The 15,557-nt window shown below is 68.3% G+C and carries 11 protein-coding genes and 5 pseudogenes; 10 read left to right on the top strand and 6 right to left on the bottom strand.

The genetic code is table 11. The features are described 5' to 3' along the window. Window positions 1–375 precede the first annotated feature (375 nt). From FCI23_RS49495 to FCI23_RS49485, 3 genes and pseudogenes are all read right to left on the bottom strand, one after another. Window positions 376–969, bottom strand: a pseudogene (locus FCI23_RS49495) (IS256 family transposase); the annotation flags it as partial. A 113-nt stretch (window positions 970–1,082) separates the two neighbouring features. Then, a pseudogene (locus FCI23_RS49490) lies at window positions 1,083–2,565 on the bottom strand (UvrD-helicase domain-containing protein). Between the two features lie 56 nt (window positions 2,566–2,621). Continuing rightward, window positions 2,622–3,089 (bottom strand): DnaB-like helicase N-terminal domain-containing protein, encoded by a 468-nt coding sequence (locus tag FCI23_RS49485; protein WP_169317351.1) that lies wholly within the window; start codon window positions 3,087–3,089, stop codon window positions 2,622–2,624. Window positions 3,090–3,670: 581 nt separating this feature from the next. Here FCI23_RS49485 and FCI23_RS49475 point away from each other — a divergent pair. The 6 genes from FCI23_RS49475 to FCI23_RS49450 all read left to right on the top strand — a co-directional run bounded on the left by FCI23_RS49475 (window position 3,671) and on the right by FCI23_RS49450 (window position 10,096). Further along, window positions 3,671–4,969, top strand: coding sequence for an ROK family transcriptional regulator (locus FCI23_RS49475; protein ID WP_136730539.1), 1,299 nt, complete (start codon window positions 3,671–3,673; stop codon window positions 4,967–4,969). A 319-nt stretch (window positions 4,970–5,288) separates the two neighbouring features. After that, window positions 5,289–6,569: an extracellular solute-binding protein gene (locus FCI23_RS49470; protein ID WP_211265821.1), complete on the top strand. Its 1,281-nt coding sequence runs from the start codon at window positions 5,289–5,291 to the stop codon at window positions 6,567–6,569. A 1-nt stretch (window position 6,570) separates the two neighbouring features. After that, window positions 6,571–7,554, top strand: coding sequence for a carbohydrate ABC transporter permease (locus FCI23_RS49465; protein WP_136730537.1), 984 nt, complete (start codon window positions 6,571–6,573; stop codon window positions 7,552–7,554). Further along, a complete protein-coding gene (locus tag FCI23_RS49460) occupies window positions 7,554–8,393 on the top strand; it encodes a carbohydrate ABC transporter permease (RefSeq protein ID WP_136730536.1) in 840 nt (279 codons plus the stop codon). Before FCI23_RS49465 ends, FCI23_RS49460 begins: the two co-directional genes overlap by 1 nt. A 99-nt stretch (window positions 8,394–8,492) precedes the next feature. Then, window positions 8,493–9,464 carry an aldo/keto reductase gene (locus tag FCI23_RS49455; RefSeq protein ID WP_136730542.1) on the top strand — a complete coding sequence of 324 codons (972 nt, stop codon included), beginning with the start codon at window positions 8,493–8,495 and terminating at the stop codon, window positions 9,462–9,464. A 2-nt stretch (window positions 9,465–9,466) separates the two neighbouring features. Continuing rightward, window positions 9,467–10,096, top strand: a complete 630-nt coding sequence (locus FCI23_RS49450; RefSeq protein WP_136730535.1) for a carbohydrate-binding protein — start codon at window positions 9,467–9,469, stop codon at window positions 10,094–10,096. Between the two features lie 83 nt (window positions 10,097–10,179). Here the strand turns inward: FCI23_RS49450 and FCI23_RS49445 are convergent. Further along, window positions 10,180–10,943 (bottom strand): annotated as a pseudogene (locus FCI23_RS49445) (IS6 family transposase). 5 nt (window positions 10,944–10,948) lie between these two features. On the opposite strand from FCI23_RS49445, the gene FCI23_RS49440 reads away from it, so the two are divergent. Both FCI23_RS49440 and FCI23_RS49435 read left to right on the top strand, forming a co-directional pair. After that, the gene (locus FCI23_RS49440) at window positions 10,949–11,143 is read left to right on the top strand and encodes a hypothetical protein (RefSeq protein WP_407646145.1); all 195 of its coding nucleotides are present in this window, start codon (window positions 10,949–10,951) and stop codon (window positions 11,141–11,143) included. A gap of 77 nt (window positions 11,144–11,220) precedes the next feature. Then, window positions 11,221–11,394 (top strand): annotated as a pseudogene (locus FCI23_RS49435) (IS6 family transposase); the annotation flags it as partial. Between the two features lie 275 nt (window positions 11,395–11,669). On the opposite strand, the gene FCI23_RS49430 reads toward FCI23_RS49435, so the two are convergent. Then, entirely contained in the window at window positions 11,670–13,961 is a 2,292-nt protein-coding gene (locus tag FCI23_RS49430; protein ID WP_136730534.1) for an exo-beta-d-1,3/1,6-glucosidase, read from the bottom strand. 234 nt (window positions 13,962–14,195) lie between these two features. Here FCI23_RS49430 and FCI23_RS49425 point away from each other — a divergent pair, with 234 nt between their 5' ends. Beyond that, window positions 14,196–14,795 (top strand): TetR/AcrR family transcriptional regulator, encoded by a 600-nt coding sequence (locus FCI23_RS49425; RefSeq protein WP_136730533.1) that lies wholly within the window; start codon window positions 14,196–14,198, stop codon window positions 14,793–14,795. An 81-nt stretch (window positions 14,796–14,876) separates the two neighbouring features. Here FCI23_RS49425 and FCI23_RS57610 read toward each other — a convergent pair whose 3' ends face one another. Next, window positions 14,877–15,083, bottom strand: a complete 207-nt coding sequence (locus FCI23_RS57610; protein WP_169317350.1) for a hypothetical protein — start codon at window positions 15,081–15,083, stop codon at window positions 14,877–14,879. Between FCI23_RS57610 and FCI23_RS49420 the strand changes: the two are divergent. Next, window positions 15,031–15,270, top strand: a pseudogene (locus FCI23_RS49420) (IS6 family transposase); the annotation flags it as partial. The gene FCI23_RS57610 and the pseudogene FCI23_RS49420 overlap by 53 nt on opposite strands. Window positions 15,271–15,557: the final 287 nt, after the last annotated feature.

The raw sequence follows: 15,557 nt of genomic DNA, 5'->3' as shown, positions 1-15,557 counted from the left end.
CGAAGTAAAGGTGTATAGCGGCTATGGGGCGTGGTCAAACCGGAAACTTGCTCGGCAAAAGTGACGGCCTTACAGTCGCCATTGACGCATCGGAATCGACGTACCGATAATTCGATGACCACCTTAATACCGCTCACCGCGGCGTCAGCGAGACGGCGAACATATCCTCCATGCACCATTGTTGAATAACTTCCGCACCATCGACACGCCGCCGATGACGACCGCACCCGCGCTGCCAGCGTGACCGCTTCAGAAGAACGTTCCACGCTCTCGACTACCAGGTCCGACAAATGAGGAAAGAGCTGCTCAAGGCTTCCAGACGCACACGCCGATCATGATCGCAGACATCGCGGATCACAAGATCGGCGACAGAGCCCTCACCTTCACGTGCACACAGTCGATGAAGATGACCGGGTAGACCGAGTCGAGCGGCCGGTTCTGCCATTCCGCCATTCCGTCCAGGACCTTGTCGGTGATGGTGGAGATGGTCTGCTTGGACACGCTCGCGCCGTAGACCTCGGCCAGGTGGGCGGAGATGTCCCCGTGGGTGAGGCCGCGCGCGGACAGCGACAGCACCATCTCGTCCACGCCGCTCAGCCGCCGTTGCCGCTTCTTGACGATCTGCGGCTCGAAGCTGCCGTCACGGTCGCGGGGCACCTCGATCTGGACCGGCCCGACCTCGGTCAGCACGGTCTTGGGCCGTACTCCGTTGCGGGAGTTCCCGCTACCCGCACCGGCCCGGTCGTGCCTGTCGTAGCCGAGGTGGTCGGTGATCTCGCCCTCCAGGGCGGACTCCAGCACGCGCTTGGTCAGCTGCTGCAGCAACCCGCCCTCGCCGGTCAGCTGCAATCCCTGGGACCGGGCCCGGTCGACCAGCTTCCCGATCAACTGGTCGTCCAGTAGATCCGCCGACAGCTCGACCGGCAGGACCTCTTCAACCGTCTCAACGGAGACAGTCACGTCGCTCATCAGGTGCTACTTCCTTGATCGGGAGTTACACCGATGACCGTACAGACCCTCCCAGGAAGCGGTAACGGCGCGAGTGCAGTCCTGCTATTGAGTCGATGTGGGAACCGTCCCGATCACGGCACGGGGCGGGTTGGTGGGTTTCCCTCGGGGTGGTGGTGGATCCAGGACAGGCCGCCGAGGTCGAGGCGGTGGCGGGTGCGGGTGACGGCGACGTAGGCCAGGCGGGCTTCGGCGTCGTCGATCGGGCCGGGGACGGGGTGGCCGTTGTCGTCCTTCTGGTCGGTGTCCCTCGGCGGGGTGAAGTCGCCTGCGATCTTCACGGTCGCCCATTCGCGGCCTTTGGCCTTGTGAGCGGTAGAGACGGTCACATCGGCGTGGTTCTCATGGACAAGTTGGCTGATCGCGGCGAGGGAGGGCATCGGGGCCGTGCTTGTCGACCAGGTCGACCAGGGGCATCAGGTCGTGACCGGCAGGGTCGTGTTCGGCGTACTCGCGCAATTCGCCCCAGGTGGGGAAGAGGACCAGTTCGGGGTGCCAGGTGCGGCGTCCTTCAGTCAGGTCGCGCGCGGCGGCGGCCAGGACTCGCAGGGCCTCTCCTCCGCCGGCCAGGGCCACGCGGTGGCCGGTAGCGAGGTGTTTCATGACTTCGGCGATGGCGCCGACGTTGGTGCGGCACAGGACGGCGTCGGGGTGGTCGAGGGTGCCGAGTTCGGTGGGGATGGTGTCGGTTCCGTCCAGGCGGATGGGGGCGCGGGCGATGGCGAGCCACCGGTTGGCTTCGGCGGCGAGGCGGGGGCCGAAGCGGAAGGACTGGGACAGGGTGAGGGCGGTGCCGTTGAAGCCGGTCATGACGTCGCGGGCGCCGCGCCAGCCGTAGATGGCCTGGGCGGAGTCGCCGACCATGACCAGCTGGGCGTGGGCGCGTTGGGCGGTGAAGACCTGTTCGACGACGGGGTTGGTGTCCTGGGCTTCGTCCAGCAGCAGGTAGTCGGCGGGGATTTTCGGTTCGGACAGGGCCCAGATTTTGAGGTAGTGGTCGTGGTCGAAGCGGGCGACGCCGGTCTCGGGGTGTTGGAGGTCGGCCCAGGCTTTGGCGGCGTAGGGCAGGACGAGGTCGGCGAGCTGGGTGTGCAGGTCGTCGGCTTCCAGGCCGCGCAGGCGGGGGACGTGGTGGCGGTTCAGGGTGGGGTCGGCGGAGTGGCAGTAGCGGGTCACGGTGCGCAGGGTGGTGTAGGAGAGGGTTTTGGGTGACAGGTCGCGGGTGCCGATGCGGGCGGGTTGGTTGATGCCGAGGGCTTGGCCGGTTTTCCAGCCGGGTTGGCGGGGGCTGCCCAGGCGGGCCTGGTAGCGGTGGCCGATGGCGGCGTAGGCCAGGGCGTGAGCGGTCTTGCACTGCACGGTGGGCGGGAAGCGGGTGGCGGCGTCGGTGGCGATGGCTTTGTTGAAGGCGATGTAGCGGCCGCGGCGGCCGGTGGTGGTGGCGAGGAGGGCGAGGGTGGTGGTCTTGCCGGTGCCGGCGCCGGCCTGGAGGACCAGGTGGTCTCCGGTGCGGAAGGCGTCGGCGGCCGCGGCCTGTTCGTCGGTGGGGTGCAGCATCTGGGGGTGCTCCGTGGGCTGGTCGGGTCGTGCTGGTGCAGGGCGCCGTGTCGGGGCTAGTTGTCGTCCTCGTCGATCAGGAAGCCGCGTATCGGCATCGGCGGGAGGCCTTCGGGGTGGGTGCTGCGCTGGTGGCGGCGAAGGGCGGCCAGGTCGCGCACGATCGCCACGTAGTGCACCGTCATCGCCTCCACCGGCACGGCGCCGGCCACGTCGCGCACCAGCTGTTCGGGCTGCGTCGTGGTCGCGGTGTCCGGGCGGGCCGGCCGGTGACGGGCCAACTCCGTGATGACGGCCGCCGCGGCGGTGGTTCCGCTGCGGTCGCGTGCCGCAACGGCAGCGGCGAAGAGCTGCTGATGAGCGGCCGTGGTGAAGTCGGTGCTGTCCAGGACCGCGGTCAGGTGGGCGGTAAGGGAGGGGTAGTGCAGGAGGGCGGCAAGGATCGTGCGTTCGGCGTGCTCGTCGCGCAGCGGAGGCTGGGGCGGCTGGTCGGGGTCGGGGGTGCCGATCAGGGTCTTGGTCACGACCGCACGCACGGATTGAAGCGGCGGGGGCTGGAAACGGAGCGTCACACGCCACCGCGCCAGTCCCCGACCCTACTCCCTGGTCGAGTCCGGGGCCATGAGCCTGTCGGAGGTCGCCAAGGAGACCGGACTGAACTGACGGCGGTCAGCAAGTACTTGGCTGCTGACGGGTTATCCGCGCCGCCGCGTCGGACAGCGAACGGCTCTCCACGCCAGCGGGTGGCTACGACCGAACCAAGACCGTCGTCCGCCGCCACGTCGCCCCCGGTGAGGCGGTCCCGCTGCATCCGGAGGCGGCTGGCTTCGCCGGCCACTACGAACTGCCCGCCGCACCGGCCGCCGTCCTGTGATCAACGCGGGATCGCCGGGGGTGCCTGCCGGTGGCTTCCGAGGCGCGCCCGGTACCCGGTGCCCGAGGCACCGACTACCTGAAGGCCCGTGGTGCGCCGCGGGTTGCCGACTGTGGGTCAGCGCGGGAGGTTCGGCGACGGTGCCCATCGTGAGCGGCTTTTTGATACCTTCCATTGGTGCGCCCTCGCAGACACGGTGCTGCGGGTTAGTCCGATTGAGGAGGCACCCAGGTGTCGACGCGCACGAGGACCCCGTCAGCTGCGCAGATACGGTGGATGAACGCCGCGGTGGTGTATGAAGCCATGCGGGCCGGTGAGCCCTGTACGGCCACGGAGCTGATGACGGCGACCGAACTGTCCCGGCCGACCGTCCACACCACCTGCGACTGGCTGATCGCACAGGGGTTGGTGCTGGAGATGCCCAGCGACGCGGCCCAGGACGACCGGCCGGGCCGTCCTGCCCGACGCTACCGGTCCGACCCGCGCGCCGGGTTCGTGGTTTCGCTGGATATCCACGAACGCCGGGTGACCGCTGCCGTCGCCGATCTGACCGGCCGGGTGTGCGGAGAGCTGTCCCGCGAGATCAGCACCGACTCGAGCCTCGGATCACAGGTGACCGTGCACGGGCCGGCCATTGTCCGTGACGTCATCACCACCGCTGGGATCGTCCCTGAGGCGGTGTGGCAGGTCTGCGTGAGCATTCCGGCTCCGGTGCAGTCGCACGCCTACGCCCCGTCGACCGCCGCGCAGTATCGGGCCGGTACCCGGGGTCTGATCACCGAGCTCGATCGCACACTGCCGTGGCCCGTGGTCGCGGAGAACGACGCCAATCTGGCGATGATCGGCGAGCACTGGCAGGGGGCCGCGCAGGGGCTGGACAACGCGGTGCTGCTCGACGTGTGCGAGCACGGTTTCGGTGCCGGGCTGATCATCAACGGCCAGCTGGTGCGGGGCAGCACCGGCATCGCGGGCGAGATGACCGCGGTCAACCTGCTGATCGGCATGGGCCCGTCGGGGGGAGTGCCGCGCAAGGCGGCACAGCTCGGCGCCGAGGCGGTCGGGCGGGCGCGGACGGTCGCGGGCGCGAAGCACCGGTTGCCGGCGAACGCCGGACGGCTCGTGGGTCTTGCGGATGGCGACCCGGACCGGGTGACAACCGAGATGGTGTTCGCCGCATATGACGGCGGTGACCCGGTGGCGCGGCGGATCGTGAACCGGCTCGGGGCGATAGTGGCGCGTCCGGTCGCGATGCTCTCCACCTTCCTCGATCCCGAACTCGTGGTGATCTGCGGGCTGTCGGCCGAGATGGCGGAGCGGCTGATGCCGGTCATCGAGGAGCGGACCCTCGATCTGTACCGGCGGCAGTTCGCCGCACCGGCGCCACGGCTCTCGCTGGCCGCGCTCGCCGGCCGGGCGACCGTACTGGGCGGGGTCCGCCGTGCTTTGAACGAGGTCGAGGGCCGGCTGTTCGGTTCCTCGCACAGCGACCGCTGGTCGGCCGCGTCCATGCGCACGGCCGACGTCCGCTGACCCACGCCCTCGCCGCATCCGCGGCACTCCTCACCGCGCCACCACAATCCTGCCGCACCCGGCACTCCCACACGCGTGGGCCCGAAGCCGCTCTCCGGCAACGGCCGGGCTCTTCGCCGCGTCTCGACCGGTGGCGCGCGCCGGCGCGCGCCTGAATCTTGCAATTCCCAACCCGTTGACGCTTGATCCTTGCGTCGCTAGGGTTACGAAAACCCTTTAATAAAAGCCATTTCGTAACATCATGGCAACTTCGGCCCATCAATGCGTCACTGTCGCACGCCAGTTGGCCGTCATCCCCCGCTCCGACCGAAGGACTCCCGTGAGACACCCGAAGGTGAAGATCGCTTTTGCCCTGTTGTCCATCACCCTGCTGACTGCCTCCTGCGGGCGGTCATCGGACAGCGGCGGAGGGAACGCAGCCACGTCACAGGGCGCGAATGCCACCGCGCCCACCAAGGCCACGCTCACGGTGTGGGCCATGGGCACCGACGGGGAAAACCTGCCCAAGCTGCTGAAGCAGTTCGAGGCGGAGAACCCCGGTTACACCGTCAACGTCACCTCGGTCCCATGGCAGGACGCATCGGAGAAGTTCCGTACTGCGGAAGCCGGTGGCGTCACTCCCGACATCGCGCAGGTCGGCACCACGCTCATGGGCGGGATCACCGACGGCTTCGAGCCGGTGCCGACCGACATCGACACCAACGCCTTCTTCCAGGGCCCGCTCAAGTCGGCCCAGGTCAAGGGCGCAACGCTCGGCGTGCCATGGGCCGTCGACACCCGCCTGCTGTTCTACCGCACCGACTTGGCGAAGAAGGCGGGCTTCAATGGGCCGCCGAAGACCTGGGCCGACCTGACGAAGCTCGCCAAGGGCATGCAGACAGCGGGCGGTGCCAAGTGGGGAATCCAGATGGCTACCACGCCGGACCAGGACCTCCAGAACTCGTTCATCTTCCCCTGGTCGGACGGCGCGCAGATCATCAACAAGGATGGTTCCAAGTGGACCTACGACACACCTCAGATGATCGCCGGGTACCGGTACTACCAGAGCTTCTACAAGGACAAGATCGCCGACCCCAATCCGTCGGCCGGGGCAGGTGCTGCGGAATCGGCCTTTGTGAGCGGCCAGTTGGGCATCCTGCTGGCAGGCGCGGGTGAGTCACAGCTGTTGAACCAGGCCGGCGGCCCGGGCTTCCAGAACAAGTACGCGGTCGCCACCGTGCCCAAGGAGGAGTCGGCGACGTCCTTCGCTGGCGGCTCGGACCTGGTCGTCTTCAAGCGCAGCAAGAACAGCGCGGCGGCCTGGAAGCTGATTCAGTGGCTGTCCAAGCCCGACGTTCAGGCGGAGTGGTACAAGATCGACGGTGCGCTGCCCGCAGTGCAGAGCGCCTGGCAGCTGCCCGGACTGGCTGACGACAAGGAGCTTCAGGTCTTCAATGACCAGCTCAAGGACACCGACGCCCCGCCGCCCAACTCCACCTGGCTCCAGGTCGCGGACGAAGTCGGCCAGCAGCTCGATCAGATGGTGAAGGCGGGCAAGGACCCGGCCGCGGCCATGAAGGCCGCGCAGTCCGCGGCCGACAGCATCGGCACCGGTAGCTGACATGGCCGTGCTGACCGGAGGGAACGGCGGCGCGGGACGCCGTACCGCCGCCGGGCCCGCGGGCCGCAGGGGCGGTACGGCGTCCCCCGCCCCGAGCGCGCCGCGCAGTCTGCGGCGCAGGCAGAGCCTCATCGCATGGGCGTTCTCGCTGCCCTTCGTATTGCTCTTCGCCGCGTTCACACTGATACCGCTGGTGTCGTCGTTCGTGATGTCGTTCACCGACTTCACGAGCACCGACGTCCAGACGCCCTTCGACGTCAATTTCGTCGGGTTCGACCAGTACAGGACACTCCTCGAGAACGCGCAGTTCCTCAAGTCGCTGCGTAACACAGTCTACTTCGTGGTCGTCGGCATCCCGCTGACGATGGGCATCGCGCTGATCCTCGCCGTGGCACTGAACAGCGGGATCAGCCGGTTCCGGGTGGCATTCCGGGTTGGTTTCTACACCCCGGTGGTGACCAGCATCGTGGCGGTGGCGGTGGTGTGGCGCTTCATCCTGCAGCAGGACGGACCGCTGAACGCGATCCTCGGCTGGTTCGGCATCCATGGGCCCGACTGGCTGAACAGCACCGCCTGGGCGATGCCCTCGTTGATCGGATTGGGCGTCTGGCGCAATATGGGCACCCTGATGGTGATCTTCCTTGCCGGGCTTCAGACCATCCCGGCCGAGGTGACCGAGGCCGCGCTCATCGACGGCGCGGGTCCGGTCAAGCGGTTCACCCGGATCACCATTCCGCTGATGCGCCCCACGCTGCTGTTCGGCGCGGTCCTGCTGTCGGTGTGGTATCTCCAGTTCTTCGAGGAACCGTTCGTCATGACCCAGGGCGGCCCCCTGAACGCGACCCTGTCCGTCAGCTACTTCGCCTTCAAGCAGTTCGGCTTCGGCAACTATGCCTACGCGTCAGCCGCCAGCTATGTGCTCTTCGTCGCCATCGCGCTGCTGAGCATGGTGATGTTCCGGGCACTGAGAACCAAGGAGGACTGATGCGACAGACCCTCGACCGGCTGTGGGCCCGGCGCCGGCTGCTGACCTATCTCGGCCTGCTGATCGCGGTGTTGATCACCCTCCTGCCCTTCATGTGGATGCTGCTGGGGTCGTTCAAGAGCGAGGGCGAGATCCTGCGGGACCCATCGGGCTTCTGGCCGCAGCATCCGACGTTGGGCAACTACAGCACCTGGTTCACCCAGTTGCACCTGGGCCAGTTCTTCCTGAACAGCCTGATCGTGGCGATGGTCACGGTGATTGGCAACCTGTTGTTCTGCTCGATGGTCGGCTACGCGCTGGCCAAGTTCCACTTCGGGGGCAAGCGGCTGGTGTTCGCCCTCGTCATGATCACCCTGATGGTGCCCGGCGTCGTCACCTTCGTGCCGCTGTTCGTGCTGGTCACCAAGCTCGGCATGGCCAATACCTATGCGGCGCTGATCCTGCCCTTCCTCACCTCCCCCATGGGGGTGTTCATGATGCGGCAGTTCATCTCCGGCATCCCCGACACCCTGCTGGAGGCGGCTCGCATCGACGGCGCGGGTGAACTACGTATCTGGGCACGGATCGTGATGCCACTGTGCGGACCGCCGCTGGCCACGCTGGGCATCCTGACCTTCCTCGGATCGTGGAACAACTTCCTGTGGCCACTGGTGGCGGCGCAGAGCCAGGACATGTACACGCTGCCGGTCGCCCTCTCGCTGTACTCAACCGGCCAGGTCGCCACCCAGTACGGCCTGCTGCTCGCCGGTTCGGTGCTGGTCATCGCCCCCATCGTGCTCGTGTTCGTCTCCCTCCAGCGGTATTTCACGCAGAGCATCGCGACCGTCGGTGTCCGGTAATACCGGCCCGCCACCCGCCGCACCGTACCTTTCGAGAGGAAGCACACACCCGTGCAACCAAGCAGCACCTATGCCGCCGACGAGACCAGATACGACGGGATGAGTTACCGCAGACTCGGGACCACCGGGGTGGTGCTTCCCGAGATCTCCCTCGGCCTGTGGCAGAACTTTGGCGACGACGGACCGGCGGACCGGCACCGTACGATCATCACCCACGCTTTCGACCGCGGTGTCACGCACTTCGACCTGGCGAACAACTACGGCGTGCCGGCCGGCAGCGCCGAGTCGAACTTCGGCGCGGTCCTGCGCCGCGATCTGCGGCGGTACCGCAACGAGCTGGTCATCACCTCCAAGGCCGGCTACCGCATGTGGCCGGGGCCCTACGGCGAATGGGGCTCGCGCAAGTACCTGACGGCGAGCCTCGACGAGTCCCTGACCCGGCTGGGCGTCGACTACGTCGACATCTTCTACTCCCACCGCCCCGACCCGCACACCCCGCTGGAGGAGACGATGGGCGCGCTCGCCGATCTCGTCCACCGTGGCAAGGCGCTCTACGTCGGGGTCTCCAACTACGACGCGGCGCAGACCGCGCAGGCTATCGCCTTGCTGAAGGAGCTACGGGTACCCCTCGCGGTCCACCAGCCGCGCTATTCGATGCTCGACCGCGGTCCGGAGGAGGGGCTGCTGGATGTTCTCGACGGCAACGGTGTCGGCTGCGTGTGCTACTCGCCGCTGGCGCAGGGGCTGCTCACCAACCGCTATCTCACCGGCACCCCGGCAGGCTCGCGGATGTCACGCGGGGACACACTCAACCCGGACACCCTCAGCCCCGCGCTGCTCACAACGCTGAGGGGCCTGGACCGGCTCGCCCACGAGCGTGGGCAGACGCTCGCGCAGACCGCGCTGTCCTGGGCGCTGCGGGATGCGCGGGTCACCTCCCTGATCATCGGGGCGAGCAGTGTCGCGCAGTTCGACGACAGCCTGGACGCCCTGTGCGGCCCCTCCTTCACCGAAGAAGAGCTGGCCGGCATCGACCAACTGCTGGCGGACGTCGCTGGAACGGAGATCTAGCCGTGCCCCAGGGGTCTTTTCCCTCCGATTACCACGGCCGCCCCTTTCATGACGACACCGGTCCGGCCGGCGCGCAGCTCGTCCCCGGCCGGCTGATGTGCGCCTACTACGATCTGGGCGGCGAAGGCGTCGCCTTCCACGACGCCTCCGACCGCAACCAGGGCAGCGGCCTGCTCAATCCCCTGGACGGCGACTATCTCAACGGTTTCCGCGCGGACGAGCCCGTCGGCATCAGCTACACCAAGGGCAACGGCATCGACGACCACCGGTTCAACACGGTCCAGCCGGACCTGGGTGTGCTCTACGTAGGCTGGACCGCGCCGGGCAACTGGCTGCGGTACACCGTCGACGTCACGGGGCCCGGGCCTTTCACGGCCACCCTGCTGTACACCGCACCACAGGGCGGGGCCGTCGCTCTCACCGTCGACGACGCGCCGGTGACCGACGTCGTCGACGTCCCCTCCACCGCCGACGACGCCGACAACGTGCCGTGGCGGCAGGCACACCACTGGGCTCAGCTCACCTTCCCCTTCCCACCGGTGACACCCGGCCGGCACGTCCTGACCCTGCACACGGTCCGCACCGGGCTGATGAACTACGCCTGGCTGAATATCGAAAGGGTGCATATCTGATGAGGGGGCGTTGTCAACTTATCTGGGGCGTGGCGGGGTGATACTGCGTCAGGGCGTGCTGGGGCCGGGTTTCGGCTCTGTGCTCAGGCTGCGGTGGGTAGGCCGGTGACCCCGGTGACCTGGTTCCAGGTCGTGAAGCGGTGGTCCATTTCGGCTCGGTAGTCGTGTGCGGTCAGGCGGTGGCGGCGGGGCCGGAAGTGCGGTGAGATGGCGCTGAAGACCGACAGAAACTGCTGTGCTCCGCTGGCGGAGCGGAAGCCTTTCATGGCATGGTGCGTTCGCGTTGCCGCGTCGGCTGGTGGGAGTTCTCCGCCCGGTTGTTGAGGTACTTCGACTGCCGGTGTTCTACCGAGCGCATCAGGGCGCGGTGGGCGACGCCGTGGGAGCGGAGCTTGTCGGTGACCATGACTCGCGGCACCCGGCGCTGCTTGTTCATCAGCTTGGCCATGAACCGTTTGGCGGCCTTCGCATCGCGCCGGGATTGAACGAGGATGTCCAGGACGTTGCCGTCCTGGTCGACGGCCCGCCACAGGTACTGCCACGCGCCGTTGATCTTGAGGTAGACCTCGTCCAGGTGCCACTTGTCCCTGGCCTTCGGCTTGCGGCGGCGCAGCCGGGCGGCGTACTGGGGCCCGAACTTGGTGCACCATTGCCGGATGGTCTCGTGGGAGACGATGATCCCGCGGGCGAGCATCAGCTCCTCGACCTCACGGAAACTCAAGGGGAAGCGGTGGTACAGCCACACGCAGTGGGAGATGATCTCCGCCGGGTACCGGAACCCCTTGTACGACGGCGCTGCGGCCTCCACGATGCCCTCCCCGACCCACACAACCAACCCGGTGATCATCCCACATGCCGGCCAACAGCCAAGTTGACAGTGCCGCCAGCGGAGCACAGCAGTTCCTGTCGGTCTTCAGCGCCATCTCACCGCACTTCCGGCCCCGCCGCCACCGCCTGACCGCACACGACTACCGAGCCGAAATGGACCACCGCTTCACGACCTGGAACCAGGTCACCGGGGTCACCGGCCTACCCACCGCAGCCTGAGCACAGAGCCGAAACCCGGCCCCAGCACGCCCTGACGCAGTATCACCCCGCCACGCCCCAGATAAGTTGACAACGCCTTCCGCAGCGTCGGCGGAGCACAACGCTTCCTGTCCGCGTTCAGCGGCATCTCACCCCACTTCCGCACCCGCCGCCACCAGATGACCGCACCCGAACACCGAGCTGAAATGACCATCCGCTTCGCCATCTGGGACCAGGTCACCGGCGCTGTCGGCCGGCCCACCACGGCCTGAGCACCGGCCCGGAACCCGGCACCACCACGCCCCGACACGTCGTCAGGCACCCACGCACCCAACAACGTGACAACGCCCCTCCGCGGGATGCCGGAACCCCTTGTACGACGGTGCCCCGGCCTCCACGACGCCCCTCCCCGAACCCCGCGAACAAACCGAAGATCTCCCTACCGGCAGGGCCCACAAAAACTTGACAACGTCCTCTTCTGGCCTGGGCGTTGGATCTCTTACCAAAGCCGCTGTCCCTGCGGGCGGGGGGCAGCGGCACGGTGGCCTCAGTTCTTCACGGTGAAGCCGGCGCGCAGGAGCGACTCGTCGCGGGAAGACGGGCCGACGAGCAGTTCGAAGTCGCCCGGTTCGACCGAGCGGTTCCCCTCGGCGTCCACGATCGTGCACTCCGTGACCGGCAGCTCGACGGAGACCTCGCGCGACTCGCCGGGGGAGAGGCTCACTTGCTGGTAGGTCTTCAGTTCCTTCTCGGCCCAGGTCACCGAGGTGACGGAGTCGCTGATGTACACCTGCACGGTCTCCAGCGCGGGCCGGGTGCCGGTGTTGCGGAGGGTGAGCCGCGCGCGCACGGTGCCGCCCGTCCCGACGACGGGGGCGAGCACCTCCAGGTCGGTGTAGTTGACCGTGGTGTAGCTCAGGCCTTCCCCGAAGGCGAAGGCCGGGCTCTGCGTGAGGTCGGCGTAGCGGCTGCCGTGCTGGCCGCGCACCTGGTTGTAGTACGTCGGCTGCTGGCCCGCGTGCCGGGCGAAGGAGATCGGCAGCCGCCCGGAGGGCTCGACCAGGCCCAGCAGCAGTTCGGCCACGGCCCGGCCCCCGGTCATCCCCGGGTTGAAGGCGTGCACGATCGCCGCCGCTCCGAGCGCGGAGGGAGGCAGCACGAGGGGCTTGGAGCTGATGACCACCACGACGAGCGGTGTGCCCGTCGCGGCGAGGGCGTCCAGCAGGGCGACCTGGCCGCCGACGAGTTCCAGGGTCGCGGTCGACCGTCCCTCACCGACCAGCTCGATACGGTCGCCGACGACGGCGACGGCGTAGTCGGCGTCCCGGGCGGCGGCGACGGCCTCGGCGATGAGGGCGTCGTCGGGGGCGGCCGGGACGACGACCTCGGGGCGGGGCTGGCCGTCGGGGAAGAACGCGCCCTCGGGGTCGGGACCGACGGTCAAAATGTCGGCGCCCCGCGCGTGGGTGACGGTCCAGCCCGCGGGAACGTGCTCGCGGAAGCCGTCGAGCACGGTCCGGATCATGGCGCGCGGGTGGCCGTCAGGCAGCCAGTCGGCCTGGCCCGAGGAACCGGCCCAGTCGCCGAGCTGGGTCTGCGCGTCGTCGGCGTTGGGCCCGATGACGGCGACGGTACGGGGCGGGTCGGCGGGTCCTGCGAGGGCGCGGCCGTCGTCGCCGGCCTCGAAGCCGCCGGCGAGCGGCAGGGCGCCGTCGTTGGTGAGCAGGACCAGCGAGCGGCGGGCCGCTTCGAGGTTCAGCTCGGCGTGCTCGGCGCTGCCGATGACGAGCGCCTGACGGTCGGTGTCGGGGCGGCGCGGGTTCTCGAACAGGCCCAGCTCGAATTTGAGGGTGAGGATCCGGTGGACCGCCGCGTCGATCTCCGCCTCGTCGAGGGTGCCCTGGACGACCGCCTTCTGGGCGCCCGCAAAGAACTGCGGTGTCGTCATCACCATATCGTTGCCCGCTCGGACCGCCGCGGCGGCGGCCTGCGCGTGGTCGGCGAAGATGTGCTGCTCCCACACCGTGCGGCCGACGTTGTCCCAGTCTGTGACCAGGGTGCCGGTGTAGCCCCACTCGCCGCGCAGCACCTCGTTGAGCAGCCAGTTGTTCACCGTGATGGGCACGCCGTCCATCGACTGGTAGCCCAGCATGAACGTACGGCAGCCCTCGCGGGCCACACGTTCGAACGGAGGCAGGAACCACGAGCGGAGCTTGCGCCGCGAGATGTCCGCCTCGCTCGCGTCCCGGCCGCCCTGTGTCTCGGAGTAGCCCGCGAAGTGCTTGGCGCAAGCCAGGATCGCGGTCGGATCGTCCAGTCCCCCGCCCTGGTAGCCACGCACCATCGCCGAGGCGAGTTCACCGATGAGGAAGGGATCCTCGCCGAACGTCTCGCTCACCCGGCCCCAGCGCAGGTCGCGCGCGATGCAGAGCACCGGGGAGAACGTCCAGTGGACCCCGGTCGCCGCGACCTCGACCGCCGTGGCGCGGGCAATGCGCTCCACGAGTTCCGGGTCCCAGGTCGCGGCCATGCCGAGCTGCGTGGGGTAGATCGTCGCGCCCTCCCAGAAGGAGTGCCCGTGGATGCAGTCCTCCGCGACGAGCAGCGGGATGCGCAGGCGGCTCCGCTCGGTGAGCTCGGCCGCTTCGAGGACCCGCTCAGGCGCGGCGTGGAGGATCGAACCGGCATGGAGGTCCTCGACCACGTGCCGTACGCCGTCCTTCGCGTTCAACTGGAGCATCTGACCGACCTTCTCGGGCAGCGTCATACGGCCGAGAAGGTCAGTGACCCGCTCTGCCACGGGCAGCGAGGGGTCGCGGTAGGGCGGGAAGGGGCCCACAGGGGTTCCTTTCACAACGTCGGTGACGTTCGCGGGGTACGTGGATCGGGTAGCGCGGTGGTGCCGTCGGAATCGGGGCGCTCCCACGCGCGGCTCCGCAGGCAGGAATCACTCCACGACGTACGGTATCTCAATGCCGACCAGGTGGTAAGTATTAAGTATGTAGTCCATGCGCATGTGATTCCGTGCGCGTGTGGTTGTGACCCCGACCGACAGAACCGGTAGAGTGAGGCGATGTCCGTCGAAGCGCGGCGCGGCTACGCGAAAGGCCGCGCGAAGCGGAGCGAGATCCTCGGCCAGGCCATGTCGATGTTCGGCGAGGCCGGCTACCGGGGCGCGTCGCTCCGTACGATCGCGACCCGCTGCGGGCTCTCGCACCCCGGACTGCTGCATCACTTCCCGACCAAGGAATCACTGCTGCTCGCGGTGCTGGAGCACCGGGACGAGGTCGACGACGCGTGGCTCTCCCTCGGCGATCCGGTCGGCGTCGGCCGACTGCGCCGCCTGGTCGATCTGGCCGCGCTGAACGCGACGCGACGCGGGATCGTGGAACTCTTCTCGGTCCTCGCGGCGGAGGCGACCGCCGCCGACCACCCCGCCCACGCGTATTTCGTACGGCGGTACCGGGCCTCGGTCGCGGACGCGCGATGCGCCTACCAACAGGCCTGCGACGAGGGCGTGTTGCGCGCGGGCATCACTCCCGACGCGGCGGCCCAGCAGCTGATCGCCCTGATGGACGGGCTCCAGGTGCAGTGGCTTCTCAGCGACTGCGCATCGGACATGGCGGGTGTGATGCACGCGCACGTCCAGGCACAACTCACCGTCCCGCTCTGAGCGGAAAACCCCAGATCAGCCGGGCAGGCGGCAGCGTCCGTCCGGCGTCAGCCGGACGGAGTGGGTTGTGCGGGGGGTGTTTCAGGCGGCGGGGGCGAGGGTGACCTGGTGGCCGAGGGTCTGGAGCTGGCGGACGAGGTCGCGGGTGCGGCGTTCGGGCGTCGTCAAGTTGAGCAGGGCGTCTCGGGTCTGGGATGATCGCCGGGTTTGCTGATCTTCCCGGGGAGGGGTTGTGGTGGAGTCGGGGTCGCCGTCGTACAGGGGGTTCCGGTTCCCGGCGGAGATCATCTCCCATGCGGTGTGGCTGTACCACCGCTTCCCGCTGCTCTTCCGCGAGGTCGAGGAGCTGCTGCTCGCCCGCGGGGTCATCGTCTCCCACGAGACCATCCGGCAGTGGTGCGAGAGGTTCGGCCCGCAGTACGCGGCCGCACTGCGCCGCCGCCGGCCGCAGGCCGGCGATAAATGGCACCTCGATGCCGCACCGCGTCCGGACCAGCCCACCCGGGGCGCCGTCACCGCGCACCCTTTCCCACGCCCGCAAGAACTGGCCTGACACGGAGGTTCTCGTCCGCCACCACGGCCCGTTCTGCTTCTGCGGACGGTCAACTCGTGTCGCCGTCTTTTCACTGCGAAGCTCGGAGCCGCCCTGTGGGTGCCGATAACTGCATCCACGCAGTTCAAGCGGCATGTTGATACTCGTGCAGGATGCCGCCGAGTCGATCACGTCTGCGGATGTCGAGGTGGTCGAGTCGGTCCGGTTCG

It is taken from the genome of Actinacidiphila oryziradicis (genome assembly GCF_005047355.1).
GTDB lineage: Bacteria > Actinomycetota > Actinomycetes > Streptomycetales > Streptomycetaceae > Actinacidiphila > Actinacidiphila oryziradicis.
This window is presented reverse-complemented; position numbering and strand designations above follow the sequence as displayed.

Coding starts and splice junctions, on each gene's coding strand:
- FCI23_RS49465 (WP_136730537.1), top strand. CDS start 6,571: ATGGCCGTGCTGACCGGAGGGAACGGCGGCGCGGGACGCCGTACCGCC.
- FCI23_RS49460 (WP_136730536.1), top strand. CDS start 7,554: ATGCGACAGACCCTCGACCGGCTGTGGGCCCGGCGCCGGCTGCTGACC.
- FCI23_RS49455 (WP_136730542.1), top strand. CDS start 8,493: ATGAGTTACCGCAGACTCGGGACCACCGGGGTGGTGCTTCCCGAGATC.
- FCI23_RS49440 (WP_407646145.1), top strand. CDS start 10,949: ATGCCGGCCAACAGCCAAGTTGACAGTGCCGCCAGCGGAGCACAGCAG.
- FCI23_RS49425 (WP_136730533.1), top strand. CDS start 14,196: ATGTCCGTCGAAGCGCGGCGCGGCTACGCGAAAGGCCGCGCGAAGCGG.
- FCI23_RS57610 (WP_169317350.1), bottom strand. CDS start 15,083: ATGATCTCCGCCGGGAACCGGAACCCCCTGTACGACGGCGACCCCGAC.